This window comes from Xanthomonas hortorum (assembly GCF_040279205.1).
GTDB lineage: Bacteria > Pseudomonadota > Gammaproteobacteria > Xanthomonadales > Xanthomonadaceae > Xanthomonas > Xanthomonas hortorum_F.
Map to the genome: position 1 here is coordinate 18003 of NZ_JBEOLS010000011.1, position 26059 is coordinate 44061.

Sequence of the window (26059 nt, forward strand, 5' to 3'; positions counted from 1 at the left end):
AGCGCACCGACACCCTATCTTCCTGTTTGCCGACGCGCGGACTCAGCCTTCGGTACGCGGGATGGCGAAGCGGTAGCCACGACCACGCACGGTCTCGATCGGTTTGAGCTCACCGTCGGGATCGAGCTTCTTGCGCAGGCGACCGATAAACACTTCCAGCACGTTCGAATCGCGATCGAAATCCTGCTGATAGATGTGTTCGGTCAGGTCGGCCTTGGAGACCAGTTCGCCGGCATGCATCATCAGGTACTCAAGCACCTTGTACTCGTAGCTGGTCAGGTCGACATTGGCGCCATTGACGCTCACCGTCTGCGCTGCCAGATCCAAAGCGACCGGGCCGCACTCCAGGGTCGGCTTGCTCCAGCCTGCCGCGCGCCGCAGCAATGCATTGACGCGCGCCAGCAGCTCTTCGACATGGAACGGCTTGACCAGGTAATCGTCGGCGCCCTGCTTGAGACCTTCGACCTTGTCCTGCCAGCTCGAACGCGCGGTCAGGATCAGTACCGGGAATTTCTTGCCCTCGTCGCGCAGCGCCTTGATCAGCTCCATGCCCGACATCTTGGGCAGGCCAAGGTCGATGATGCCGACGTCGAACGGCACTTCGCGGCCCATGTACAGACCTTCTTCGCCATCTTGTGCAGCGTCGACAGCAAAGCCTTCACGCTTCAGGCGCGCGGCAAGTGTCTCGCGCAGCGGAGCTTCGTCTTCGACCAAAAGGATACGCATGCACTCTCCCTAGTTACGTTGTCGGCGGGTGCCGGGGAATTTATGAGACTGAACGCAGAACTATCTACGTTTACTGGTTATCGTCGCGTGGTGGCGCATCTGGCGGCGCCGGGCGACGCGGCGGGGGCTGCATCTGTTCCGATTCGTACACGGTGTGCACGCGCCCATCCAACATGTACTTGACCCGGTTGAGATTGCCCCCGTCGAACGGCACACGTTCGGCGCTGAGGATCTGTCCACCGGTGGACCGCTGCACCTGCCGAATGGTGTCCGACAGCGTGCGCCCGTTGCCGCGGGCTGAGGGCGGTAACGCCTCACGGCCCGAATGCCCCATCGGATATCCCTGACACCATGCCGACGGCGCCGCCATGGCGACCCAAAGGGCAACCAGGACAACATGGCTAGCGCGGCAGAACGGCTGGGTCACAAACGAATCCTAGCGGGTTGTTCAGGAACATTCAAAATTCGTGAAACCGGCCATGCGTCACAGCGTGGTCGAGCCCGAGAATAGACCCAAATTCTTGATTTTGGGGGGTGAATCCGATCTGAACTTTTTAGCTTCGTGTTAACGCGGTTCAGTTAAATGAACGCTGTTTGAGGCCAAAAGCCTTGCCTGCGCTCGCTTTCGCGGTTGTGGCTGCCGCGCTGTGAGCTAACAAATGCGGCCGTTCAAGCGCTGGTTCAGGCTATGCAAGTGCCGGACCACTCTCAGGCGACAACGCGCCAGGCGTGCGTATCGGTGCGCTGCAATGCCTGCTCGACCAGGTCCCACCCGGCGCCAGGGCGGTGTGCGCCCTCACTGAGCACCTGGCGGAATACGCGTCCGCCGGGCTGCCCATGGAAGAGTCCCAGGACATGTCGGGTGATGTGCTTCAGCGCCAGCCCTTGCTCCAATTGGAACTCTACATAGGGCTGCAGCGCGCGTAGCAATGCCTCGCGCGATTGTTCCGGGCGCTGATTCAGCGCCGCGTCCAGGCAGTGCAGCACGTAAGGGTCGTGGTAGGCCGCGCGACCGAGCATGACGCCGTCGGTGTGTTGCAGGTGTTCCAGCGCGGTGTCCACCGCAGCGATGCCACCGTTGATAACCACCGGCAGTTGGGGGCGCTCCTGCTTGAGGCGATAGGCCCAGTCGTAGCGCAGCGGCGGCACCTCGCGGTTTTCCTTGGGCGACAAGCCCTTGAGCCAGGCGTTGCGCGCATGCACCACCACCATGGCAGCGCCGGCCGCGACGACTTGATCGACAAAACTGGCGAACACCAGATAGTCGTCATCGTCGTCCACGCCCAGGCGGCACTTGATCGTGACCGGCAGCGTCGTTGCCGCGCACATGGCGGCAACGCACTCGGCCACCAGCGCCGGCTCGCGCATCAGGCAGGCGCCAAAACGCCCGGCCTGCACGCGATCGGAGGGGCAGCCGCAATTGAGGTTGATTTCGTCATAGCCCCACTCCTGCGCGATCGCTGCAGCCTGCGCAAGCAGGGCCGGTTCACTGCCGCCCAGTTGCAGCGCAAGTGGATGCTCAACCGGATCGAAGCCGATCAGCCGCGTGCGATCTCCATGGATCACCGCGTTGGCGTGCACCATCTCGGTATACAGCCGTGCGGAGGGCGCCAGCAGGCGATGGAAGACCCGGCAATGGCGGTCGGTCCAATCCATCATCGGGGCGACGGACAGACGCAAGGAGGCGGCGTAACGATCGGCGGAAGCGGTCATCGACAAGTTGGCCGCCGTGAGCGGCCATCGGAATGCAGAGCAGGATCAACAGCTTACACGGGCACCGATGAATCTGCCGCAGCGCATGAGCCATGCCGAAGCTCTTGGCTGTCAGATCTTCTGGAGGATCAGCTGTTCGCAGCGTCATGCGATCGACAGCGTATCGACAGGCAGAATTCGAGATGATGTGAGCGTTATGGATTGCGTTGGATGCGCGCTCTGGCGCCCAGCATCACGACCACATCTGCTGTCGGAGCGGAGAACGACATCGCGCTAGCGCTGTTTTTTTGCTCCAGCTCGCCAAATTCTAGCGCTGTCGAGCGGCATCGCTATTTGCCGGCATCGTGCCATCTCAACGGTGACGTGGGCCAGTTTGGCCGGCAGAGTCTGGCCGTGGGTGTAGCGTTGGCCGAGCAGGATGCTGCTGTCCCTGGCGGCGCCCGCCCCTGTCGAGCGAACGCGCTACATCATTGCTTACAAGCGGGATTTCTTGCGTCCACTGCTGGCGTCAGCGCGATTGCGCGCTTCGCCTGGACGTGAGCAACACTTACGGGTTGCGGAAACCGACGCGCTCTTCGGCAGTCAGCGGCTTGCCGAGTGCGTGGTAGGAGGCGACCAGCGTGATCAGGGCGGTGCCCAGCACGGTGTAGAAGCTCCACGAGGTGGCGAGGACATGCACCTGGCCAAACACCAGCGCCACGACGGCGGTGGCGGTGCACAGCACCATGGCGAGCAGGGACATCAGGAAAGGGATGGAAGGATCGAGCTTCATGGTCCGGGGGTTCCAAGGTGCGATAGCTTCAGCATCGGCGTTGCCAGCGCTTTCTTGAACTGTTTTCTGCGTTTTTTTCCAATGAATTTCAAGCAAGTCAGCGCGCGCTCAGATTTATGTCAAAGCCTTGGCGCACAAAGGTTTCAACGTCGGAAAACTCCTGACGTACTGGCAGAAAAATCACCACCTCCGCCAGAGTTCCAACGCACGCGCGGCAGAAAACCGGCGGGGCGACATGAAGCGGATGGTGTCGCCAAAGGGCGGCTTCGGCAGCTGCGATTGATGTGCGGATTCTTCAGCCGAACATCCTGTCCATGGCCGAGTGCAGGCAACCGACGTGACAGATGTCGGACGACCGCGAGGAGCCAGCTAGCAGGTTGCCGCTCACCGCGCTTGTCACGGCACGTCGAGGTGCTGACTGGGGTAGGACCCGACCGGCAAGCAGGAAAGGCGCGCTCAGCGCGCCGGCGCGGTGGCGAACTCGCCGCGTTGCAGCTTGGTCACATCGTTGCCCTGCCCGTCCTTGAGGCTGAGGTCTGCGCCTTTGGCAGCCAGATCCTTGAGGACATCGGTGCGTTGAAACAGCGCCGCGTACATGGCCGCGGTCTGGCCGGCATTGTTGCGCTGGTCCGGGGCGCAATCAGCCTGCATCAACCGTTTGGCGATGCCCAGCTCGCCCTTGAAGATGGCGCCCATCAGCGCAGTGTTGCCGCGTTTGTCCTGCGCACAGGGGTCGGCGCCGGCATTGAGCAACTGCTCCACCGCCGGGCGCTGGCCGTGATAGGCGGCCAGGATCAAGGCGGTGTAGCCCTTCTCGTCGCGAGTGTTGAGGTCGTAGTGCGAGCGGATGAACTCGGCGAGCATGTCCTGCCGACCTTCGCGTGCCGCATCGAAAAAATACTCGCGCAACTGCTGCTTGATCTGCGCAGGGTTGGTGGTCGCATTCGTGGTACTGGCAGGGACAGACGCGGGTGAAGCAGCGTTGGCAACCGCAGACAAGGTGCCGAGCATCAGGAATAGCAGGGTGCGCATGTGGCTCTCCCGAAAACGAGGACGGCACCGCGGCACAGGCCGCGATGCCGTCGGGTGGATCAGTCCTGCAGGCTGGAGGCCAACTGCTTGACGCGGGCCAGGTCACCCTTGGCAACGCGGGTCACGCCGGTGCCGTACTCGGGGTCGGCCTTGTACAGGAACGACAGCATCAGATGCTTGCTCTCGGTGTCGGTGGTGGCCAGCGACTCACCAAAACTCTGCACCAGGTCGGCACGATCCTTCTTGCTGTAGGACCGATACAACTCGCCAGCCTGCTTGAAGTTCTGCTCGCGGGTGATCTTGGCCTGCTGGGTGGTGCCCGACAGCGGCAACTCGCTGTAACGCGCAGCGGTGTCCTGCGGACGCGGTTCAAGGCGGCTCGGCTCATAGTTCACGCCGCTGGTGGTGTGCCCGGTATTGGCTTCGCCGTCCTGGTTGCCGTTATTGACGGCCACACGCGGGCGGTTGACCGGCAGGCTCAGGCCGTTGGTACCGATGCGATACAGCTGCGTGTCGGCGTAGGAGAAGATACGGCCCTGCAGCAGACGGTCTTCAGACGGCTCGATACCCGGCACAAGGTTGGCCGGCGCCATCGCCACCTGCTCGGCTTCCTGGAAGAAGTTGTCCACGTTCTTGTTCAACACCATCTGGCCGACCTTCTGCTCCGGCACATCCGGCCAGATCTTGGTGGCATCCAGCGGATCGAAATCGAACTTGGCCAGGTCTTCCGGCTTGAGCACCTGCACGTACAGGTCCCACTTCGGGAAGTCGCCCTTCTTGATCGCACCGACCAGATCGTTGGTCAGGTGGCTGTAGTCCTTGGACTGGACTGCGGCAACCTGCTTGGGATCGAGGTTCTTGATGCCTTGCAGCGTCTTCCAGTGGAACTTGACGTAATGCACTTCGCCTTGGGCATTGACCAGCTTGTAGGCGTGCACGCCGTTGCCGTCCATGAAGCGATAGCCGGCGGGCGTGCCTTCGTTGGAATACAGCAGCGTCAGCGTGCGCGTGCTTTCGGGCACGTGCGAGAAGAAATCGAAACGACGCGAATCGTCATCCAGATTGGTGCGCGGGTCCGGCTTGAACGCGTGGACCATGTCGGGGAACTTGATCGCATCGCGAATGAAGAAGGTGGGGAAGTTGTTGCCGACCAGATCCCAGTTGCCTTCGCTGGTATAGAACTTGGTGGCGAAGCCGTGCGGGTCGCGCAACGTTTCAGGCGAATGATTGCCATGCACCACCGAGGAGAAGCGCACGAACACCGGGGTCTTTTCGCCGGCACTGAACACCTTGGCCTTGGTCAGGCTGGACAGATCGGCAGTGGCGGTGAACTCGCCTTTGACGCCGGTGCCGCGGGCATGCACCACACGCTCCGGGATGCGCTCGCGATCGAAGCGCTGCAGCTTCTGGATCAGCTGCACGTCCTGCAGCAAGACCGGGCCGGTCGGGCCGGCAGTCTGGGAATTCTGGTTGTCACCGACCTTGGCGCCATTGTCGCGGGTCAGAACGGATTGGGCGAAGACCGGTGGGGCGATCAGCGTCGGGGCTAGCAGGGCTAGCACCATGAGGGATCCAGGGCGCATGGCGTCAGCTCGTTTGAAGGAACTGAATCATGGCCAGCAGGCCGAAGTGTGAGAAGTCGTTAGTTATGATCGCAGCGATAGGCGAACATGATGATGACTGTGTAGCGTGATATGCATCGCCAAATATGCGGGCACTATGTTGCAGATAACGGCATTGCCAATCTGATGCGTGAACTGACGAACTTCGTATTGCGTCACGCAAGCGCGCATGACGCTTCCAGCAATGCTGCGTCGCAAGGTTCGATCAGCCAATCAACCGATCACCCGCTTGAACGGCGGCAGCGCGTCGATAATGCGTTTCCCGTAGCGACGCGTGAGCAGGCGTGAGTCGAGGATGATCACGCGGCCGTGGTCGTTGGAACTGCGAATCAGGCGGCCGGCGAATTGCGTGAGTGTGCGCAGCGCGTGCGGGATGGCGATCAGGTTGAAGGCGTTGTGACCGCGGCTTTCCAGCCATTCGCTCAGGGTGGAGGTCTGCGGGTCGGTCGGCACCGCGAACGGCACCTGGGTGATGACCACGGTGGTGCAGGCGTCGCCTGGTAGATCCAACCCTTCGCCAAAAGAATTCAAACCGAACAGCACCGAGCCCTCGCCGGCAGCAATGCGGCGCATGTGTTCGGTGATCAGTTGCGACTTGTTGCCCTCGCCCTGCACCAGCACGCGGTTGCGCTGCGCCAGCGGCATCAGGTCGGCGACCTTTTCCATCTTCCAGCGCGAGGTGAACAGCACGATGCTGCCTTTGGCATTCCAATCGAGTTCGCGCACCAGATAACGCGCGACTTCTTTCGGGTGGCCTTCGCGATCGTCTGGGGTGACCGGGAAATTGGGCACGATCAATTCGGCCTGATTGGGCAGGTCGAACGGCGAGGCCAGCGAGGCCATTTCGGCGTGATCGGGCAAGCCGTTGTCGATGGCGAAAGATTGAAAATCGCCGCCGCCGGTGAGCGTGGCCGAAGTCATCACCACCGAATCCACATCGTTCCAGATCATCGTGCGCAACACCTGCGCGGCCGACACCGGCGAGCAATGGCAGATCAGATCGCCATCGCGCGATAAGGTGATCCAACGCGCCATCGGCGGCTGGCCTTCCTTGTCTTCGCGTCGCCAACCGCTCCAGAGATTGTGTTGCTGCTCGGCCATTTCCAAGGCCATGCCGAGACTGCGCTGCAGGCGTTCGCGCGCCGAATCGTCCTGCTTGCCCTTGGCGATCGCACTGTGTGCGGCATGCACCCAGTTGAACAGCGCGCGGGTTTCTTCGCCGAGTTCTTCGATCGCCGGACCCCACTGCGGCGGCAACTTGCCGTTGGCCGCGCGCCACAACGGATCGCGCTCGCCGGGTTCGGGCTTCCACACGTGTTCGACTTCGGTGTGGAAGGCCTTGAGCAATTTGGAAACGCGCGCGGCGACCTCGATCGCTTCGTTGGGCAGCAGGTTGCCGATCTTGTCCTTGTCCACCGCGCGGTATGCGGCAGCGATGAGAATCTGCAACCGGCCGGTACGCCTGGCCATTTCGTCCAATGGCAGATTGGCCGCACCCTGGTCGATTGCCACGCCGGCGATGTGATGGCCTTCGTCGAGTACCAGCAGCATATCGGCGGGCGGGGCGATCAACGGCTGGCCGTTTTCGGCATCGCCCAGCGACAGCGAAGACAGCAGCAAGGCATGGTTGGTGACCACGATCTGCGCCTCGCGCACGTCGGTGCGCGCCTTGAGCACCGGGCACTGCGCGGCGTAGCTGCAGCGGCGGCCCGCACAACCGGAGGCAGGCGTAGTGATGCGCATGCGCAGCGGTACCGAGACCTGCTCGGGCGCGTCATCCAGGTCGCCGTTCCAGCTGCGCGCGGCGTAGGCCTTGGCCAGACGTTTGGCCAGGTCGGCATCGACAGGACTGAGCGGGCGGTCGTAGAGCGCCTGCTCGTCTTCGAACATGGCGTTCTGGCTGGTGTCGCCCTCGAGTTCGGCCGCATTCCGGGTGCACAGATAGCGCGTGCGGCCCTTGGCCAGTGCCACGGTCGCTTCCAGGCCGGTGGCCTTGAGGAAGGCGGGGATATCGCGCTCCACCAGCTGCGATTGCAAGGCCACGGTGCCGGTGCTGATCACCAGCTTTTTCTTCGTGGCCAGGGCGATGGGCACCCCCGCAGTGAGATAGCCAAGACTCTTGCCGACGCCGGTGGGCGCCTCGGCAATGCCGATGCCGCCGGAGGTGGCAAGTGCGCGCGAGACCAGGCCGATCATCTGGCTCTGCGCCCGCCGCGTGGCGAAGCCGGGCGTGTTGGCCTGCAGCTTGGCGTAAGCCTCGCGGATGCTGGCCTTGACCGGATCGGTCAGGCTGCGCTGGGGAGGAACGGGCGCCGACGGCGCGGCCGGTGGGGCGACTTCACTCATCGCGCTATTTTCGCACGGACCGGCGCAGCGGCTGCGACCGGCGTGCGGAACAACTGAACGCGGTTGTCTTTACCTAAGAGCGGCCATCAAAACTACTGCGCAGTTTTGTTCGCCACTCTAGGTACGTCGCGGCCAGGCGTAGCGCGCCCACACCACGCCGATCACCACCATCGCCAGGCCCATGACCAGCATGCCGGCGCCCACACCGGTCGGCCCGAAGCGTTCGTACAAGCTGCCGCCCCGGTTGGCCGCCGCCAGGTTGTCCGGATACAGCAGCGTCCAGATGCCTTGGCCACTGCTGACCAGGCCGACCACGGTCAGCCCCAGGGCCTTGATCGGAATCATGGCCGCTCGCTGGCTGCGGGCGGTGAGCGTTGCAGACTGAGCGCCAGCGTCCACACCAGCACGCCGATGCCCACGGCCTGCACGGCCATCAGCACGAAATGTGCGACACCGACCACCATGCTGATCTGGCGCACATTGCCTTGTTGCAGCAACAGCATCGGAATGGCCTGAAAGGCGACTTCAGCCAGCAAACAGCCCAGCAGCACCCACAGCGCGGCCAGCCCGGCGCGCCGCAGCGACCCGCGCTGGGCACGCCACAGCAGCACCAGCCCCAACAGCAAGGCGATCAACAGCGGCACGCGCGACAGCAGGCTGGTGACCAGGGTCAGCAGGATATCGGTGACGGTCACGCTGCCCACCTCAGTCGGCGCTGATCAGGACGGCATCGCGTGCGCGCAGCGCGGCGTAGACCGGGTTTGTGTCCGGGCGCACGCCGTGCCATAGCGTGAAGCTTTCGGCAGCCTGCTCGACCAGCATGCCCAGGCCGTCGATGGCGTAGCGGCATTGCGCCGCGCGTGCCCAGGCAAGGAACGCGATGGCGGTTTCGCCATAGTTGAGATCGACCGCGGCGGTGAGGCTGTTGACCAGCCCCAGCGGCAGCGAGAACGCACCAGCGTCGCGATCGCGCCCGGCGGCGGTGGCATTGACGATCAGCTCGAAGTCGCCCAGATCGCGCAGGTCTTCGATATAGCGCGACATCACCCGCGCCGGTTCGCCCAGCGCATCGCACAACGCATCGGCGCGCTCGGGCGAACGATTGACCACCACCATTTCGGTGATGCCCGCTTCCAGCAATGCCGGCGCCACGCCGCGTGCGGCGCCACCGGCGCCCAGCAGCAGCACGCGGCGACCGCGCAGATCCAGCCCGTGGCGGTCGGTGAGATCGCGCACCAGGCCGGCGCCGTCGGTGTTGTCGCCCTGCCACTGGCCGTCGTTGCGCACCAGGGTGTTGACCGCGCCAGCCAGGCGCGCGCGGTCGCTCAGGCTGGCCGACAACGCACAGGCGGCCTCTTTCAGCGGCAGCGTGACGTTGGCGCCCTTGCCGCCTGCCTCGGCGAAGCGCTCCAGCGCGGCGGTGAACTCCTCCGGCGGTGCGTCGATGGCGGTGTAGTCCAGCGCGATGCCGGTCTGCTTCCCGAAGTCGGCATGGATGGCCGGCGACAGCGAATGGGCGACGGGGTGACCGAACACGGCATAACGGGATACGGGCATGAAACGTTCTCTGGTTGACTAGACTGTGCGCGACTTTAGGCAGGAACACCGCATGCAATACCGATGGACGCTGCTCGCGCTGGCGGCAAGTTTACTCTTCGTCCCGGCTGCGTCGGGGCTTGCCGAGTTCGGCATCGAAGGCATGGGCGTGGTCTCCACGCCGGCCAACGAAGCACGTGCCACGTTGAGCCCGGACGGCCAGCGCATCGTCTGGGCCAGCGACCGCGCCGGGGGTGCCGGCGGCTGGGATCTGTGGCAGGCCCAACTGAGCAGCGGGCGTTGGCAGAACGCGCAGCCGCTGCCGATCAACAGCACGCATGACGAGACTTCGCCATTGTTCAGTGCCGATGGCCGCTGGCTGCTGTTCGCCTCCACCCGGCCCGGCGGTGCCGGTGGCGCGGATCTGTATCGCGCGCCGGTGGATGCGCAGGGCGGGATCGGTGCGGTGCAATCGCTGGGCGCGGCGGTCAACAGCCGGGGCAACGAGCGTTCCCCGACCCTGTCGCTGGACGGCACGCGATTGCTGTTCGCCAGCGATGGGCACGGCGGTGCCGGCGGCATGGACATGTTCGTGGCACGTTGGGACGGGCAGGCCTTCGTTGCACCGGTGCCGTTGAGCGACATCAACAGCGCTGACGATGAGCTGGATGCAGCCTGGCTCAGCGATGGGCGCGGGCTGGTGTGGGCGCGCGGGCAGACAGATGGGTCCAGCCAGTTAATGCTGGCGACATGCAAGAACGGGCATTACGGTGCGGGCCAGGCGTTGCCGCTGTCGTTCAACGGTCCGCAGGAACGCACTTTCGGGGCGGTGGTGGATGCGGCCAAGCCGGGCGAGTTGCTGGTGACCGGCAGCGCGCGTGCACCGCGTGCGGGGCAGCTGGATATCTACCGGATGAAGGCGCCGGCGGTGGATGGCGATGCCAGTTGCCGTTGAGGGTGAGTGGATGCGCGAAATCAGACTGAGAGCGGCTGACAAATCTTACGTCACGCCGGTCCGTTGCAGGGCGGATGATCTGGTCTTCGCTGCAGGGTGGCTGAGCTGCGGCTTGGCTACCGATTTGCGGCAGGGTCCTTGCCGACCTGGCATCGCTGGGCACACCGCAAGTAAGGAGCGTTTAGACAATGCAGATGGATCACTTGTAGAGCCGATGATCTTCGACTTGGCTGCAGGGCCCTTGCCCGCCCACCATCGCGGGACACGCTGCAAGTACGTCCTTGTAAGCTCTTACGCGGCATCCATGCCGCGTAAGGTCCCGCGACGGTGGGCGGGCAAGGACCAGTCGAGATGGTCGGTACGCATGGTTGCAAGCAAGGCATGGTGTGTTGTTTGGATAACGCTGCGGCCGATCAGCTTCGCAACGCAAAACGCAACGCGATCAACAGGTAGGCCTTCATCAAACTACCGACCAACTTTCTGGTGCGGTGTCCTCACCGCTTGCGGGACCGTGTGGCGGCATGGATGCCGCCACCGAGCCCCCAGGGATGGGTTTACGGCGTGTCCCGCGAGCGGTGAGGGCACCGCGCTCTCAACCATCCAGGCTTTTGACGTGTTGTCGGCTCCTCCAAGGCTTCGATGCAATAGTCATGACCACGCTCAATACACATCGCGCCGATAACGACCCGCTGCGGTCAACGATTCCAGTCGCTTCTCGCCTAAAATCTCGCGCAGCACGGCATCGACTTCGCGCGCCATGCTGTCCAGGCTGCCGCAGACGTAGATCACTGCGCCGCGATCGATCCAGTGGCGTAGCGCATCGCCGGCTTCGCGCAGTTGATGCTGCACGTAGCGCTTGTGCGCCTGGTCGCGCGAGAACACCCAATCCAGTTGCTGCAGATGACCACTGCGCTGCCAGGCCTGCAGTTCGTCGGCAAATAGCCGGTCGTGCGCGGCATGACGTTCACCGAACAGCAACCAATGCCCGTGCACGCCTGCGAGTTCAGCCTCGCGCAACAAGCCGCGCAGGCCGGCGATGCCGGTGCCGTTACCGATCAACACCATCGGCGCGTGTTCGACACGATGGAAACCGGGATTGGTGCGCAGACGCGCATGCACGGGCGCGCCCACAGGCGCATGGCAGATCAGCCAACCCGAGCCCAGACCGGGGCTGCCATCGGCGCAGGTGGTCAGGCGCACGACGGCAGTCGCGGTGCCATCGGCCGGCACGCTGGCCAGCGAGTAATTGCGGGTGGGGAGCCAGGCGCAGGCATCCAGCCACGTTTGTGGATCGGGCGTGGAGGCCGGCGGCATTGCTGGCGCTTCCGGCAACACACGCTCGGCAGCGGCTTGCTGCAGCGGCAGCAGCTGCGCGTGCACATGCACCAGCGCATCTGGCTGCAGCCCCCACGCAGCTAGACAGGTACCTACCTGCACGTCGGCATGCGCCGGCTGCACTTCGAGGATGTCGCCGGCCTGCCAGTGCGCATCGGCCGGCGGATGCAGATCGATGCGCCAGATCGGCGCGCCTTCGCTGCCCGGGTTGAGGTGGGTGCGCGATGACAGTGTCCAGTGCATCAGCGTCGGCCGCGTCAATGGGGCGGCGGCAACCGGTGCGCCGGCGATCTGCCCCAATTGCGCATGCCACTGCGCCAGGGCCTGCGGATCGGCGTTGTCCATTTCCACCGCGGGGAACAACGGCTGCGCGCCTTGGCTGTTCAACCATTGCTCGATGCGCCGCGAAAACCCGCAAAATTGCGCGTATTGCCGGTCGCCCAGCGCAAGCACCGCATACGCCAGCTGCGGCAACGCCAGCCGCTGACGCAGCAACTCACGCTCGAAACTGCGCGCCGCGTCCGGCGGCTCGCCATCGCCGAAGGTGCTGACCACAAATAGCGCATGTCGGGTGCCTTGCAGGTGCTGCGCGTCCAGCTGCGCCAGCGAGCGCACCTGCACCGGCAGACCGGCGGCCTGCAAATGCCCGGCCGCCTGCCAGGCAAGACGCTCGGCGAATCCGCTCTGACTGGCGAATCCGATCAACCACGGCTCGGCCTGCGAGGCCGCCGGTGCGCTGTGCAATACAACGCGCGCGGCGCGCAGTTCGCGCTTCTTGCGGCGGCGATCCAGGTACAGCATCCAGCCGGTGACGAAGAACACCGACATGCCGACACTGGCCAGCATCACCACAATGCGACCCGGCAGACCGAAGAAACTCCCCGAATGCAGCGGGAACATGCTGACCAGCAACTGCTGCCCGTACGGCAGCAATGCGTAGTCCTGGCGTTTGAGCAGCGTGCCGCTGGCCGGATCGATTTCCAGATTGTCGTAAGCACGATCGTGGTCGGGATTGTCGGGCAGGAATCGCGCGCTCAGCGGTTGCCCGGCGCGGGGGGGAATACGCAGATCCAGCGCAGACGTGCGCGTGGCCGGAACGGAATCCAGAGTGCGCTGCACGGCTGCGAAATCCACCGTCGCCGGCCGATGATCGCGCCCGTCGCCGCGCATCGCCGGCTCGGTGCCGAGCAAGGCCACCATGCCATCGCGATACCAGGTGTAGGACCAGGTCAGCCCGGTCAACGCAACCAGCAGATACACCAGCAGACACCAGGTGCCGAATACCGCGTGCAGGCTCCACAGAAAACTGCGCCCCTGCCGACGCCATTCCACCGCCCACCAGGTGCGCAGACTCCACCAACGTCGCGGCCAACGCAGATACAGGCCCGATGCGCAGAAGAACAGCAGTATCAAGGTGCTTGCACCGGTCACTGCCTGACCGCGCTTGCCGGCAGTCAGGTGGCGATGCAGATCTTCGATAAATGCAAACGCACCGCTCAACCGCGGAGCGGCGACCTTTTCGCCAGTATAAGGATCGAAATACACCCGCCCGCCACCTTTGCCTGCCAGGCGTGCGGTGGACGGACGCGCGCCGGTGGGGTCGATCAGCATGCGCGTGACCGCCTGCTGCTGATCCAGATCGAGCTTGCGCAGCAACGCGTCGATCGGCATCGGCCGCTCGCCCGCCGCATGCCGCTGTGACAATTGCGCGATGGCCGGATTGGCCAGCCGCACGATCTCGTTTTCGAACGACATCAACGCGCCGGTCAGCCCCATCACCGACAGCACCAGCCCGGCGGTGATGCCGAGCAGCCAGTGCAGTTGGAACAGAACGGTCTTGAGCACGCGCGAGCAGCCTGGAGCAGTAGGCTCGCCATTGTAGATGAGAATCGTTATCGCAGTTGGCGCACGGCTGGCGGTGCCGCGGCATTCGAATGCCGGCACGCCACGCTTGATTACAGCTCGATCACCACCGTCATCCGCGTGCGTACTGGCTGCACGGGAATCAGCCCTCGCGCAACCAACGCGCCACTTGCGGGGCGAAATACGTCAGCACGCCATCGGCACCAGCGCGCTTGAACGCCATCAACGCTTCCAGCACGCAGCGGCGCTCGTCCAGCCAGCCGTTGGCCGCCGCCGCCTTGAGCATCGCGTACTCGCCGCTGACCTGATAAGCGAAGGTCGGCACACGGAACTCTTCTTTGACCCGCCGCACCACATCCAGGTACGGCATTCCCGGCTTGACCATCACCATGTCCGCGCCTTCTTCCAGATCCAACGCGATCTCGCGCATGGCCTCGTCGCTGTTGGCAGGGTCCATCTGATAGGTGGTCTTGTCGGCCTTGCCCAGATTGCCGGCGCTGCCCACCGCATCGCGGAACGGGCCGTAGAACGCCGAGGCGTACTTGGCCGAATACGCCATGATGCGCACGTTGAGATGGTCGTCGGCATCCAGCGCGCGGCGGATCGCACCGATGCGCCCGTCCATCATGTCCGAGGGCGAAATGATGTCCACGCCCGCTTCTGCATGCGACAGCGATTGCCTGACCAGCGCCTCGACGGTGATCTCGTTGAGCACATAGCCCTTTGCATCGATGATGCCGTCCTGGCCGTGCGTGGTGTACGGGTCCAGCGCCACGTCGGTCATGATGCCCAGCTCGGGGAAACGCGCTTTCAGCGCACGCACCGCACGCTGCGCCAGGCCGTCTGGGTTCCAGGCTTCGGCGGCGTCCAGGCTCTTGCCGGCCGGGTCGATCACCGGGAACAGATCGATCACCGGGATGCCCAGTTCCAGCGCGTTTTCCGCCTCGCGCAGCAAGTCGTCCAGCGACAGGCGTTCCACGCCCGGCATCGACGCAATCGGCGCACGGCCAGGCAACTCATGCACGAACACCGGCCAGATCAAATCGTCGGTGGTCAGCGTGTTTTCGCGCATCAACCGACGCGAAAACGCGTCATGGCGCATGCGGCGGGGACGGTAGTGGGGATGGGCCATCGTGGGCTCCTGTCAGCAGCCCACAAGTTTACGCCCGCCATCTGTCGCTGGACGCGCTGCGACGCTGTGTCGCAGCGCTGCAACGGGTCAGATCACCCCGCCGCCCAGGCCCAGGCGGATCACCCCGACCACGATCACCACGGCATTGAGCAGCAAGCCGGTCTTGGCACGCCCGCGGTTGCCGGCCGAGGTAAACAGCAGCGCGATCGCCGCGATCAGCGCGCCCACCGCCGCAAACGGAATCAGGAACCAGTTGCCCCAACCCAACAGGGGGATAAAGGCCAGGACCATCCACAGCAACGCCACAATGCCCCACAGCAGGCTGATCAATCCCACGTGTCACCTCGTCATTCATAGAAGGCCTGAGCTTAGCGCCGCGCCCGCCAAGACGCAGTGGGCAGGTGGTCCCCCTGACCAATGGCGGCTTGGCGGCAGCCTCACATGGGCATGGCTAGGGTGCGGCAAAGTCCGGCGCGATTCAGTCCGGGCGCCGGATCATCGCTGTCACTGTCGTTCAACAGGGGACTTCACCATGAACAAGCATGTCGTCATCGCCGCTGGGCTCGCCATGCTCCTGGCCGGCTGCGCCAGCAGCTCCAAGGTCATGCTGGGTCAGGCGCGTGCACCGATCGACCCGGCGCAGGTCCAGGTGTACTCCAACGCCCCGGTCGGCTCGGTGGAGATCGCCCAGCTCGAATCCACCAGCGCGGCCGGTTTCGGCACCCAGGGCCAGACCGATGCCGCCGTGATGCGCCTGAAGCGCGAAGCCGCCAAGCTCGGCGCCAACGGCGTGGTCATCGTCGGCGTAGGTTCCGAACGCTCCGGCGGCGGCTTGTCGGTGGGCGGCGGCAGCTACGGCGGACGCGTCGGTGGTGGGCTGGGGATCGGGATCCCGACTACTCAGAAACGCGCGGCTGGTATGGCGATCTGGGTGCCTGCGGGGACAGGCGATGAGGCGCGACCGGAGCGGCGGCCCGAGCACTGAAGCTCTGGCTGCTTGCGGTGCTTTTAAATCAAGGAAATGGCCAGAGTTAGCTAGACGCTGGTCATTTTTAATCGGTATGTGGCCGACCGCAGACGGTGCGCCAGCCCGTGGTGAAACCCCAAACCGGATGCAGTATCCTCCGCCGACGGACAGGTTGAGCCGGCCAGGCGATGGTTTTGCTAGCGACTTGCAAGACATCACTCGCTTTTGGCAGAGCGCAACCCTTGATCTCAATCACCTAAGGAATAGCCATGAAAAGCTTGATAGGGATGTTGATGTTGGCGGGATGCTTCGCTGGACAGGCGGCAGCGCAGACCAAGGGTGTCACGTTGGTATGCCGCATGAATGATCCTTTCCTTTTCTGCTCAGACGGCTGTGCGGACCCGGACCACCATTGGGCACCGCTGGATCCCATCCAGGCCACGATAAAACCTGTTGTGCCCTATTGCCCGTTTCCGACAACTGCGGATACGAATTACTGCAAGGGCTGGTCACAACGTGCGTTTACGGCTTATTTCCAGTACGTCAATGTCTGCCCGAAGGCGAAAAAGACGGGCGAGTGGAAGGGCAAAAAGCCTGCGGACATGGTGCCGTTCAAGCATTGAATCCAGCCCAGGCGGAATGGAGCGGAAACTTTGCCTCGCTAGTCCAGGGACGGCCTCTTAATAAGATGCGCTAACGGGCATCCGCACATGCGCATCTCTTTCAACGGCTGTCGGTTTGCAGTGCTCAGGCACCGAAGCAGTTGATATCCTGGCTAGCTTGAAGAGCGCACCAGGATATCGAGCAATAGAAGATCAGGGCTTGCTGAATTCTGTAGCGGCCCTGCCTCTACTTGGCCTGCGCAGGAACAAACTGCGTCTCCACCGCCTTGGCCAGCTGATCCGGCGGGAGCAGGCCCTGGTCGAGCAGGAAATTGTTGAAGGCCAGGCGATCGAACTTCTTGCCTAGAGCTAGTTCGGTGCGCATGCGTAGCTCGAGGATGCGGGTGTAGCCGTAGAAGTAGCTGCCGGCCTGGCCGGGGGCGCGGACGGTGTAGCGGTCCAGTTCCTGGCGGGTCATGGCGGGCGAGAGGCCGACGTCATCTTCGAGTACCTGGCGGGCGCGTTCGCGGTCGATCAGGCCGAGGTTGAGCATCGGGTCGAGCATGGCGCGGGCGGCGCGCAGCAGGCGGAACTGCATGGCGATCAGCTGGCCGTCGAGCGGTTCGTACGGGACCATTTCGGCTTCGGCATACAGCGCCCAGCCTTCGACGTTGACCGAGTTGAACGCGAACATGCTGCGCGCCAGCGAGACGCCGCGTTCGACCATGGCGGTGAACTGCAGTTCGTGGCCAGGGCGGCCTTCATGTGCGCTGAGCGTCCAGGCAGCCGAGCCGAAGTTGAAGTCGTCGTACTGCTCCTTCTTGGCGCCATCGGCGGTCGGGTTGCCCAGTGGCAGCACGAACTGGCCCTGCTGACCTGTGTTGCCGATCAGCGGTGCGGGCAGGAAGTGCGGTGCCGGTTGGGCGGCGCTTTCGGCGGCGCTGCCCAGGCGCATCTGCATGGGGCGCTTGGGCACATCGACGATGCGCTGCTGACGGATGATCGGGTCGATCTGGTCGATCACGCCGCGGTAGTGGGTTTCCAGCTGGTCATCGGCGATGGTGTTGCCCTTGAGCGCGCGGATCACCTGCACGTAGTCGCTGCCCTGCACGCCCTTGGCCTTGGCCACCAGCGGTGCGAGCTGTTGCATGACCGAGCGGGTTTCCATGAATTCCAGCTGCGCGCGCTGGATCAACTGCTGCGGGGCGATATCGATGCCCACCTGCTTGAGCTGGAACGCGTACAGCGGCTCGGGCAGGCGGGTGTCCTTGCGTGCCTTGGGCAGCACGCTGGTGCGGGTCCAGTTGGCGTAGTCCTTCAACTGGGTGGACATTGCTTTGAGCGCCTCGTCGGCGCCGGCGATCTTGTACTTGGCGAACAGTTCACCGATGCCCGCGACGTAGGTGTCCACGTTCGCCAGTGCCTGCTCCACTTCGCGTTCGGTAGGCTGCAGCAGGGCTTTGTTGCCTAGTTGTTCTTCATAGCGCTGGCGGGCCAGCGTGGTGGTCGGGGTGCTGCCCGGCACCAGGCCGACGTAACGCTTGAGGCGGTCCAGCGCCTTGGCGCGGCGCTCGGGCACGGTCTGGTCGGACAACAACCCGTTGAGGCCACTGAAGACCAGCTGCGGAGCGTCGTTCCACGGCAACAGGTAGCGCTCGTTGAGCTCGCTGCCTTCGATGTTCTGTTCGGCCGCGCCGATCATGATCTGCAGATCCTGACGCACGTTGGCATCGCGCTCGGTCGCCAGCTTGGCCTGCAACGCGGCACGCGCCTTGCTCATCGCATCGCGATAGCGCGCGGCATTGTCTGGGCCCAGGTCGATGACCTGGTCGTCGTAGCCGGGCACGCCGAAGAAGCTGGCGTATTCGGGCTGAAACGGGGCCTGCGCAGTGAGCAGGATCTGTGCGTAGCCGTTGCTGGTCTGTACCCAGGCCGGCGTCGGGCGTTGGGCCGGCGCGGCCTTGGTCGTCTGGCTCTGGGCCGGGGCTTGGGACACCGGCAACGCGGTGCCCAGAACGAGCGCGACAGCAACGACAAGTGGTTTCATGGAAAGGCATCTGCAAGGAGAAGTAGCGCGACCCTACCCATCTGCGGCGGTGGCGGCAATGCGTCTTAGGTCATGGCTGGCAAGGCGGCGGCGGCGCGGTGGGCAACAGACTGATCGGATCGGCCTGTGCGCTGGCGAATGTCAACGTCTGGTACGTCCAGCGGCCGTGCCTGCGTGTGGCGTCCACTTGCACACTGCCCTGCCCGCGCGGCCCGTGCAGGCCAACACTGAAATGCGCTTCCCCTAGTGGACCGACGTAACTGACGCTGCCGTCGGGCAGAAAAGCCTCGTCGATCGACGTGCCCAGCGCTTGCATCACCCGTATATCGGAGCGCGCGATGTGCAGCGCACCGCAGTACACATCGCTGGATTTCACCGCCCCGGTGATGACGTAGACCAGCGCGCCGACCACCAGCGCCAACACCACAAACAGCGCCAGCCCGATGCCGGGCACGATCCATTTCCAGTTGCGGCTCCAGAACTCGGGTGCTCGCACGCCGCGTTGCGGTGACCCCGGAATCGGTGGCGGGAGTGACATGGCAGATCCTTTGCAGTGCGGTGAGCAACGGTTGAGGGGGGCAGCTGGCCGCAACCACGCGTGCCTGTCAGTTGCACAAGAATGCCGACCCAACGCCGCTGGCGGAAGAACGGCAGACGCTGCGCCGACGCGGTGGCGCTTGTGTGTGATGGCCACAGGTGTAGCGCACCGCATCGATCACGATGAACACCAAGACCTCAGTGAGCTGGCTGCGGCAACCGCGCAGCCAGCCGATGTCTGGATTACGGCATCAAGCAACGCTGGATAAAGGCCTCTGCGGTCTTGTAACGATGCAAGGCTGTAGCGCCTGACAGGCCGTGCTTGGCGCCGGGATAGGTCATCAGTTCGAAGGCGGTTCCGCGCTGCTGCAGGTCGCTCATCAGCGCGGTGGAATTGGTGAACAACACGTTGTCGTCGGCCATGCCGTGGATCAGCAGCAGCTTGGCGCGCAGGCCGTCCAGATGAGTAGCGATGCGTGCGTCGCGGTAGCCGTCGACGTTGCCGGCCGGCAGGTCCATGTAACGCTCGGTGTAGTGGGTGTCGTACAGCCCCCAATCGGTGACTGGTGCGCCGGCCACGCCGCAGGCATACGCATCGCTGTGTTTGGCGAGCAGCATCAAGGTCATGTAGCCGCCGTTGGACCAGCCTTGCACGCCGATGCGTGTGGGATCGACCCAGCGCTGCGCCTTGAGCCAGGCCACACCCTGCAGTTGGTCGTCCACTTCGACAGTGCCCTGCTTGCCGTATAGCGCACCGCCGAAGTCGCGACCGCGCCGCGGGGTGCCGCGGTTATCCAGCGAGAACACCACATAGCCGCGCTGGGCGAGATATTGATCGAACAGCGCATCGCCACGGCTCGGCCAGGCATCGAGCACGGTTTGCGCGGCGGGGCCGCCATACACGTACACCATCACCGGATAGCGCTTGGCCGGGTCGAAGTTGTCCGGCTTGATCAGGCGATACTGCAGCGGAGTCTTGCCATCGGCAGCGGTGAGCGTGCCGAACTCCACCGGGCGCTGCGCGTCGCGGTACCTCGCGTAAGGGTGCTGCGGATCGGCCAGATCGTTCTTGAGCAATGTGGCGATTTTTTCGCCATCGGCGCGGAACAGCTCGATCTGCGGCGGCGTGCTGGTATTGGACCAACTATCGACGTAGACGCTGGCATTGCTGGCAAAGCTGGCTGCGTGCGTGCCATTGGTTTTTGAACGTTTTTCGATCGCACCGCCGGCCAGCGGCACGGCGTAGATGTGGGTCTGGGTCGGAGACTCCTTGCTTGCCGAAAAGTACACCGTGCCGGCTTGCTCATCGACGGCAAGCAGTGCATCGACTACCCAGGCGCCGGAGGTTAGCGGCGTCAGCGTGCGGCCGTCTTCGGAGGCAACGTACAGATGCTCGTAGCCGCTGCGCTCGGAGTTCCAGACAAAGCGGCCGTCCTTGAGAAAACGCAGGTCGTTGTTGAGCGGCACCCAGGTTGGCGAGGTCTCGGTGATGAGCACGCGTTGTTTGCCGCTGGCCAGCGTGGTTTCGATCAGCTCGAGGGTTTTCTGATCGCGCGATTGGCGTTGGAAGGTCAGCCGTTGCGGGTCGCGCCAGTCCACGCGGGCGAGATAGATATCGGAGTTGTTGCCCAGATCGATCCAGCGTGGCGTCGCACTGGCACGCGGTGCGATCACGCCCAGCTGCACAACCACATTCGGCTGCCCTGCTTGCGGATAACGCTGTTCGATCACCTCGGTGTGGTCGGCATAGACTTCCGGGCGCTTTTGCACCGGCACGCCGGATTCGTCGATGCGCGCGAAGGCAATCGCAGAATCGTCCGGCGCCCACCAATAGCCGGTGTGGCGATCCATTTCTTCGTCGGCGACGAACTCGGCCACGCCATTGCCGATGGTCTCGCTGCCATCGCGAGTGAGCTGCAGCTGTTTGCCGCTGGCCAGATCGATCACCCACAGATTGCGTTCACGCACGAAGCTGACAAAGCCGCCTTTGGGCGAGAGCTTGGCGTCGGTGGCGAAGCCTTCGCCGTGGGTGAGTTTGCGCACCGCCGCCGCGCCGGTCTTGCGCAGGTCGTACAGGTACAACTCGCCGCCTAGCGGGAACAGCAGCGCGTGCGCATCCGGCGCCCATTGGTAATCGACGATGCCGGCGAAGGCGGCGATGCGTTGGCGCTCGCGGCGGGCCTTTTCGACATCGCTCAAGACTTCGGTGCCGGGCAACACGACCTTGGAATCGACCAGCAGGCGGGTCTGGCCGCTGCCGATGTCGTACTCCCACAGATCCAGTTGATTGCGGTCATTGTCCTTGCCGCGCAGGAAGGTCACGCGCGAACCATCGGGGGCGACCTTGGGTTTCATCAGCGTCGGGCCGGACAGCGGCAACGGGCCGGTGATGGCGTCGAGGGTGAGTTTTTCGGTGTGGGCGGTGGTAATCGTGCTGAGCATGAGGGCAAGGGCGGCGAACAGGGAACGCATCGAAGATCCTGTCTGAAGACTGCGCACAGGATGCGGGGGTACTACGAATTTGAGAAGCGCGGCGATCCTGGCGTTGCCGCTCAGGCGTGTGCGCGTGGGGATGGGTGGTGCCGGGGGTGTGCATGCATCGCGAGATGTCTGGGGGCGAAGGGGACTAACGCGTCGCTACGCGTGGCGAGGGAGCGCAATTGGGGGTTCGCTGTCAGTCTCCGGCGACGCCGTACCCTCACCCCAACCCCCGCTCCGCGCCCCAGCCCGCGCTTGCGGCGCGGGCGCACCAACGCACGCGCGCCAGTGGCGCGCAAGCCGTGCCTTGGCGCCCCGGGGGGAGAGGGGCTCGAGACGCCCCTTTGATGTGTCGCGTGCGGTTGATGCGCGTGTACTGTTGCGCAACCGCTCCTACGACGTTGCTTCAGCGCTTGCCGAACAGGTGCTTGCGCTCTTCCTCGCCCAGCGGCTTGCCGGCGTTGGGGTTGACCTGGTCCTTGAGCGCATAGGCGCGCTGCGTGGCGGGGCGCGCGGCGATGGCGTCGTGCCAGCGCTTGAGATGCGGGAAGGCGGCGTAGTCCGGCTTGAGGTCGCCATAGACCTCGATCCAGGGGTAGCTGGCCATGTCGGCGATACCGTACTCGGGGCCGGCCAGGAACGCGTACTCGGCCAGGCGCTTGTCGAGCACGCCGTGCAATCTGCGCACTTCGGCGTTGTAGCGCTCGATCGCGTAGGGAATCTTTTCCGGCGCATAGACGTTGAAGTGGCCCATCTGGCCGCTCATCGGCCCCAGCCCGCCCATCTGCCAGAACAGCCACTCCAGTGCGGCGATGCGGCCGCGGGCATCACGTGGCAGGAAGCGGCTGGTCTTCTCGGCCAGGTACAACAGGATCGCGCCGGATTCGAACACGCTCTGCGCGGGGCCGCCGTCGGCCGGTGCGTGGTCGACGATCGCCGGCATCTTGTTGTTGGGCGAGATCTGCAGGAAGGCCGGCTCGAACTGTTCGCCCTTGCCGATGTTGACCGGCTTGAGCGTGTAGTCCAACCCGGCTTCTTCCAGGAACAAGGTGACCTTGTGGCCGTTGGGGGTGGGCCAGTAGTACAGGTCGATCATCGGGTGCTCCAGTTCGCAAGGGGTTTGCACGCAGCCGCGTGCCGTGGCGTTCGATGGTACGACCAAGCCCACTACCAGCGCGTGCGCTCGCCGTGGCGCCGAGTGGAACGATGTGTGACGCGATTGGGTCGCGACCGATGCTGCAGTGCAAATTGACTTCGTTAAGCCTGCGCTAACAAATGCGTGATTGTTTCATCGACCTTTGCCAGTCCTGACTTGGGGCCGGCTTTTTTTCGCTTGGGGAAGAAATCATCGTGAGAGAGCTCCGCACCCTGCCGCGCACACGGCGCTTGACGTCTGCCTTGTTGTTCGCATTGTCGACGCCGCTGGCTGCGCAAACCACGCCGGCACCGCAGTCGGCCTCGACCGTCCCCGGTTCCAGCCAGGCCGACCCCGCCACGCTCGATACCGTGCAGGTCAGCGGTATTCGCGGCAGCCTCACCTCGTCGATGAACGTCAAGCGCGATGCGCAAGGCATCGTCGATGGCATCGTGGCCGAGGACATCGGCAAGTTCCCCGATACCAACCTGGCCGAGTCGCTGCAGCGCATCAGCGGCGTGTCGATCGACCGCTCGCTGGGCGAAGGCTCGCGCGTCACGGTGCGCGGCGTCGGCCCGGACTTCAACCTGGTGTTGTTGAACGGCCGGCAGATGCCGGGCGCCAGCATCGAAGAGTCCAATGCCTCCAACTCGCGCGCGTTCGACTTCGCCAACCTGGCGTCCGAGTCGATCTCCGGCATCGAGGTGTTCAAGACCAGCCGCGCCAGCACGCCCACCGGCGGCATCGGTGCCACCATCAACATCAAGACCGCCCGGCCGCTGGACAACCCGGGCAAGCATGCCAATGTGGGCCTGAAGGGCGTGCACGATGCGTCCAACGAGAACCTGCCGGGCCGCCTGCAGGGCGATGCGCTGACGCCGGAAATCTCCGGCATCTTCAGCAACACCTCGGCCGATGGACGCTTTGGCGTGTCGCTGAGCGGCAGCTACCAGGAGCGCGATTTCGGCTACAGCCAGGTCGGCGTGCCCAACGGCTGGCGTTCGTTCCGTGGCGACTCCACCGCCTACGGCACCATCCCGCAGCCGGGTGCGCCGGGCTCGGAGAACATCGTCAACCGCCCCGGCCCGAACGACATCTACTCGGTGCCGCAGAACCTCAACTATCGCGTGGTCGGCGTCGAACGCCAGCGCACCAACGGGCAGCTGGTGCTGCAGTACAAGCCGCTGGACAACATCACCACTACGCTGGATTACACGTACTCGGAAAACAAGATCCAGCAGCAGCGCAACGAGATGTCGGTGTGGTTCAACTACGGCCCCTCGGCCAGTGCCTGGACCAACGGTCCGGTGGCAGGTCCGATCACCTACTCGGAATTCGTCAATCCGGCCACCAGCGATCTGGCCACCGCCGGTTCCAATGCGGCCACGCGCAACCAGAACAAGTCGCTGGGCTTCAACGTGGACTGGGCGGTGAACGACCAGTTCAAGCTCAACTTCGACATCCACCGCTCCACCGCCGAAGCCGGTGCGGACAGCCCGTACGGCTCGAGCAATTCGCTGGGCGTCTCGGGCTTTTACCGCGGCACCTCGGTGGTGGATTTCAGCAAGGATTTCCCGGTGTTGCAGCAGCAGCTGGGCTTTGGCCTGAACGGGCTGGACCCCTCGCGCACGCTGGTCACCGGCTCGGCGTTCCGCAATAGCTACATGAAGTCAGAGATCGACCAGGCCCAGGTCAACGGCGACTTCACCTTCGAAAATTATTCGCAGTTGAAGTTCGGTATCGGCAGCACCGAGGTCAAGAACCGCTCGGCGTTTTCCAACGTGCAGCGTGATACCTGGGGCGGCAACGGCACCGCGGCCGATTATCCGGACGATCTGTGGATTCCGAGTTCGTTCGCGCAGTATTTCGATGCGATCGACGGCAGCGGCAATCCGGCGCAGTTCAACCAGTTGTTCCTGTTCGACTTCGAGCGCGCCCGTCAAGCCGCCGCGCAAGCTGCGGGCGATGAAGCGCTGTACCGCATCTCGCCGGTGTTCACCACCGACCGCCGCGTGACCGAAAAATCCAAGAACGCCTACCTGCAGTGGAACAACAGCTGGGACGATCTACGCGTGCCGATCAGCCTGGCCGCCGGTGTGCGTTACGAAGAAACCAAGGTGGACGCGCAGGCACTGGTGCCGGTGGCGGTGGGCATCGACTGGGTCGCCAACAACGAGTTGCCGATCCGCCTGGCTGATTCTGCGTTCGCCAGCGGCAGCGGCAAGTACGAATACTGGCTGCCCAGCCTGGACCTGAGCTTCAAGCTCACCGAGGACCTGGTGCTGCGCGGCAGCTACGGCGAAACCATCGGCCGGCCCGGTTGGGGCGACATCCAGGGCGGCCAGACGCTCAACCAGATCGCGCGCCTGGAAGGCGGCACCGGCCAGGAGGGCAACCCCGGCCTGAAGCCGCTGCTCTCGCACAACATCGATTTTTCGCTGGAGTGGTACTACAGCGATGCCAGCTACGCCTCGGTGGGCTTCTTCCGCAAGAACATCGACAACTACATCGGGGTGACCACGCGCAACGACACCTCGCTGGGATTGAACACCCCGGTGGGCGGTGCGTACTGGAACGAAGCGCTGGGCAACGGCTGCGCCTCGGCCGACCTGACCTGTATCCGCAACTACATCTTCCGCAACCGCGGCGGCGCGCCCGGCGTAGTGCGCGGAGCCGACGATGCCAACGGCAACGCCACCGGCGTGATCAGCGGGCAGCCCGGCGACCCAGTGGCCAATTTCGCCATCACCGCGCCGGCCAACCAGCGCTCGGCCTCGCTGGATGGCTGGGAATTCAACCTGCAGCACATGTTCGGCGACAGCGGTTTCGGCGTGTCGGCCAACTACACCATGGTCGACTCCGGGCTGACCTATAACAACGCAGTGATCGGCGAGCAGTTCGCGCTGGAAGGCCTGAGCGATTCGGCCAACGTGGTCGGCTTCTACGACCGGGACAAGTGGCAGGTACGTGCGGCCTACAACTGGCGCGACGAGTTCCTGGCCGCACGTTTCGACGGCAGCGGCCAGCCCAACCCGGTCTATACCGAAGCCTACGGTCAGCTGGATCTGAGCGTCGGTTATCAATGGACCGAGAACCTGTCGTTGAGCCTGGAGGCGATCAACCTCACCGACGAGGTGCAGCGCCAGCATGGCCGTCACCCGAACCAGATCGTCTATGCCACCCAGACCGGCCCGCGCTACATGTTGGGCGTGCGCTACAAGTTCTGGTGAGGCCGCGCTTTGGTCATGCAGTGGTGCGCTT

At 64.2% G+C, this 26059-nt stretch carries 21 protein-coding genes; 4 read left to right on the forward strand and 17 right to left on the reverse strand.

The window, feature by feature from the left end; translation table 11 throughout:
* Positions 1 to 42: 42 nt before the first annotated feature.
* From ABS769_RS06845 to aroE, 10 genes are all read right to left on the reverse strand, one after another.
* Positions 43 to 726: a response regulator transcription factor gene (locus tag ABS769_RS06845; protein WP_002808458.1), complete on the reverse strand. Its 684-nt coding sequence runs from the start codon at positions 724 to 726 to the stop codon at positions 43 to 45.
* A gap of 70 nt (positions 727 to 796) precedes the next feature.
* A complete protein-coding gene (locus ABS769_RS06850) occupies positions 797 to 1096 on the reverse strand; it encodes a hypothetical protein (protein WP_317061163.1) in 300 nt (99 codons plus the stop codon).
* A 338-nt stretch (positions 1097 to 1434) separates the two neighbouring features.
* Complete coding sequence (gene dusA, locus ABS769_RS06855; protein ID WP_317061152.1) at positions 1435 to 2439, reverse strand: tRNA dihydrouridine(20/20a) synthase DusA; 1005 nt, start codon at positions 2437 to 2439, stop codon at positions 1435 to 1437.
* A 547-nt stretch (positions 2440 to 2986) separates the two neighbouring features.
* On the reverse strand, positions 2987 to 3211 hold the full coding sequence (locus tag ABS769_RS06860) for a hypothetical protein (protein WP_006452100.1): 225 nt from the start codon (positions 3209 to 3211) through the stop codon (positions 2987 to 2989).
* 456 nt (positions 3212 to 3667) lie between these two features.
* Positions 3668 to 4243, reverse strand: coding sequence for an ankyrin repeat domain-containing protein (locus tag ABS769_RS06865; protein ID WP_317061151.1), 576 nt, complete (start codon positions 4241 to 4243; stop codon positions 3668 to 3670).
* A gap of 59 nt (positions 4244 to 4302) precedes the next feature.
* On the reverse strand, positions 4303 to 5808 hold the full coding sequence (gene katB / locus ABS769_RS06870) for a catalase KatB (protein WP_350498126.1): 1506 nt from the start codon (positions 5806 to 5808) through the stop codon (positions 4303 to 4305).
* 270 nt (positions 5809 to 6078) lie between these two features.
* On the reverse strand, positions 6079 to 8211 hold the full coding sequence (dinG, locus tag ABS769_RS06875) for an ATP-dependent DNA helicase DinG (protein ID WP_317061150.1): 2133 nt from the start codon (positions 8209 to 8211) through the stop codon (positions 6079 to 6081).
* 117 nt (positions 8212 to 8328) lie between these two features.
* A complete protein-coding gene (locus tag ABS769_RS06880) occupies positions 8329 to 8556 on the reverse strand; it encodes a hypothetical protein (protein WP_317061149.1) in 228 nt (75 codons plus the stop codon).
* Positions 8553 to 8915 (reverse strand): hypothetical protein, encoded by a 363-nt coding sequence (locus tag ABS769_RS06885; RefSeq protein ID WP_006452105.1) that lies wholly within the window; start codon positions 8913 to 8915, stop codon positions 8553 to 8555. Before ABS769_RS06885 ends, ABS769_RS06880 begins: the two co-directional genes overlap by 4 nt.
* A gap of 1 nt (position 8916) precedes the next feature.
* Positions 8917 to 9768 (reverse strand): shikimate dehydrogenase, encoded by an 852-nt coding sequence (gene aroE / locus ABS769_RS06890; RefSeq protein WP_317061148.1) that lies wholly within the window; start codon positions 9766 to 9768, stop codon positions 8917 to 8919.
* 52 nt (positions 9769 to 9820) lie between these two features.
* On the opposite strand from aroE, the gene ABS769_RS06895 reads away from it, so the two are divergent.
* Entirely contained in the window at positions 9821 to 10702 is an 882-nt protein-coding gene (locus ABS769_RS06895) for a TolB-like protein (RefSeq protein WP_317061147.1), read from the forward strand.
* Positions 10703 to 11362: 660 nt separating this feature from the next.
* Here ABS769_RS06895 and ABS769_RS06900 read toward each other — a convergent pair.
* From ABS769_RS06900 to ABS769_RS06910, 3 genes are all read right to left on the reverse strand, one after another.
* Positions 11363 to 13882, reverse strand: a complete 2520-nt coding sequence (locus ABS769_RS06900; RefSeq protein ID WP_350498127.1) for a sulfite reductase flavoprotein subunit alpha — start codon at positions 13880 to 13882, stop codon at positions 11363 to 11365.
* A 160-nt stretch (positions 13883 to 14042) separates the two neighbouring features.
* The gene (gene hemB, locus ABS769_RS06905) at positions 14043 to 15032 is read right to left on the reverse strand and encodes a porphobilinogen synthase (protein ID WP_317061145.1); all 990 of its coding nucleotides are present in this window, start codon (positions 15030 to 15032) and stop codon (positions 14043 to 14045) included.
* 87 nt (positions 15033 to 15119) lie between these two features.
* Positions 15120 to 15362: a hypothetical protein gene (locus ABS769_RS06910; RefSeq protein WP_176339772.1), complete on the reverse strand. Its 243-nt coding sequence runs from the start codon at positions 15360 to 15362 to the stop codon at positions 15120 to 15122.
* Between the two features lie 202 nt (positions 15363 to 15564).
* Between ABS769_RS06910 and ABS769_RS06915 the strand changes: the two genes are divergently transcribed.
* Complete coding sequence (locus ABS769_RS06915) at positions 15565 to 16017, forward strand: hypothetical protein (protein ID WP_317061144.1); 453 nt, start codon at positions 15565 to 15567, stop codon at positions 16015 to 16017.
* Positions 16018 to 16268: 251 nt separating this feature from the next.
* A complete protein-coding gene (locus ABS769_RS06920; RefSeq protein ID WP_317061143.1) occupies positions 16269 to 16622 on the forward strand; it encodes a hypothetical protein in 354 nt (117 codons plus the stop codon).
* A gap of 226 nt (positions 16623 to 16848) precedes the next feature.
* Here ABS769_RS06920 and ABS769_RS06925 read toward each other — a convergent pair whose 3' ends face one another.
* The 4 genes from ABS769_RS06925 to ABS769_RS06940 form a co-directional block, all read right to left on the reverse strand.
* Positions 16849 to 18648 (reverse strand): DUF885 domain-containing protein, encoded by a 1800-nt coding sequence (locus ABS769_RS06925; RefSeq protein WP_317061142.1) that lies wholly within the window; start codon positions 18646 to 18648, stop codon positions 16849 to 16851.
* A 70-nt stretch (positions 18649 to 18718) separates the two neighbouring features.
* Positions 18719 to 19186 (reverse strand): cytochrome c oxidase assembly factor Coa1 family protein, encoded by a 468-nt coding sequence (locus ABS769_RS06930; protein ID WP_317061141.1) that lies wholly within the window; start codon positions 19184 to 19186, stop codon positions 18719 to 18721.
* Positions 19187 to 19428: 242 nt separating this feature from the next.
* Positions 19429 to 21657, reverse strand: coding sequence for a S9 family peptidase (locus tag ABS769_RS06935; RefSeq protein WP_317061140.1), 2229 nt, complete (start codon positions 21655 to 21657; stop codon positions 19429 to 19431).
* A gap of 412 nt (positions 21658 to 22069) precedes the next feature.
* Positions 22070 to 22759 carry a glutathione binding-like protein gene (locus ABS769_RS06940; RefSeq protein ID WP_023905577.1) on the reverse strand — a complete coding sequence of 230 codons (690 nt, stop codon included), beginning with the start codon at positions 22757 to 22759 and terminating at the stop codon, positions 22070 to 22072.
* Between the two features lie 254 nt (positions 22760 to 23013).
* Between ABS769_RS06940 and ABS769_RS06945 the strand changes: the two genes are divergently transcribed.
* Positions 23014 to 26028 (forward strand): TonB-dependent receptor, encoded by a 3015-nt coding sequence (locus ABS769_RS06945; protein ID WP_317061139.1) that lies wholly within the window; start codon positions 23014 to 23016, stop codon positions 26026 to 26028.
* The last annotated feature ends 31 nt before the right edge of the window (positions 26029 to 26059 follow it).

Coding starts and splice junctions, on each gene's coding strand:
- ABS769_RS06865 (WP_317061151.1), bottom strand. CDS start 4,243: ATGCGCACCCTGCTATTCCTGATGCTCGGCACCTTGTCTGCGGTTGCC.
- ABS769_RS06940 (WP_023905577.1), bottom strand. CDS start 22,759: ATGATCGACCTGTACTACTGGCCCACCCCCAACGGCCACAAGGTCACC.
- katB (WP_350498126.1), bottom strand. CDS start 5,808: ATGGTGCTAGCCCTGCTAGCCCCGACGCTGATCGCCCCACCGGTCTTC.
- ABS769_RS06915 (WP_317061144.1), top strand. CDS start 15,565: ATGAACAAGCATGTCGTCATCGCCGCTGGGCTCGCCATGCTCCTGGCC.
- ABS769_RS06935 (WP_317061140.1), bottom strand. CDS start 21,657: ATGCGTTCCCTGTTCGCCGCCCTTGCCCTCATGCTCAGCACGATTACC.
- ABS769_RS06880 (WP_317061149.1), bottom strand. CDS start 8,556: ATGATTCCGATCAAGGCCCTGGGGCTGACCGTGGTCGGCCTGGTCAGC.
- ABS769_RS06895 (WP_317061147.1), top strand. CDS start 9,821: ATGCAATACCGATGGACGCTGCTCGCGCTGGCGGCAAGTTTACTCTTC.
- dusA (WP_317061152.1), bottom strand. CDS start 2,439: ATGACCGCTTCCGCCGATCGTTACGCCGCCTCCTTGCGTCTGTCCGTC.
- hemB (WP_317061145.1), bottom strand. CDS start 15,032: ATGGCCCATCCCCACTACCGTCCCCGCCGCATGCGCCATGACGCGTTT.
- aroE (WP_317061148.1), bottom strand. CDS start 9,768: ATGCCCGTATCCCGTTATGCCGTGTTCGGTCACCCCGTCGCCCATTCG.
- ABS769_RS06860 (WP_006452100.1), bottom strand. CDS start 3,211: ATGAAGCTCGATCCTTCCATCCCTTTCCTGATGTCCCTGCTCGCCATG.
- dinG (WP_317061150.1), bottom strand. CDS start 8,211: ATGAGTGAAGTCGCCCCACCGGCCGCGCCGTCGGCGCCCGTTCCTCCC.
- ABS769_RS06930 (WP_317061141.1), bottom strand. CDS start 19,186: ATGTCACTCCCGCCACCGATTCCGGGGTCACCGCAACGCGGCGTGCGA.
- ABS769_RS06845 (WP_002808458.1), bottom strand. CDS start 726: ATGCGTATCCTTTTGGTCGAAGACGAAGCTCCGCTGCGCGAGACACTT.
- ABS769_RS06920 (WP_317061143.1), top strand. CDS start 16,269: ATGAAAAGCTTGATAGGGATGTTGATGTTGGCGGGATGCTTCGCTGGA.
- ABS769_RS06925 (WP_317061142.1), bottom strand. CDS start 18,648: ATGAAACCACTTGTCGTTGCTGTCGCGCTCGTTCTGGGCACCGCGTTG.
- ABS769_RS06850 (WP_317061163.1), bottom strand. CDS start 1,096: ATGGCGGCGCCGTCGGCATGGTGTCAGGGATATCCGATGGGGCATTCG.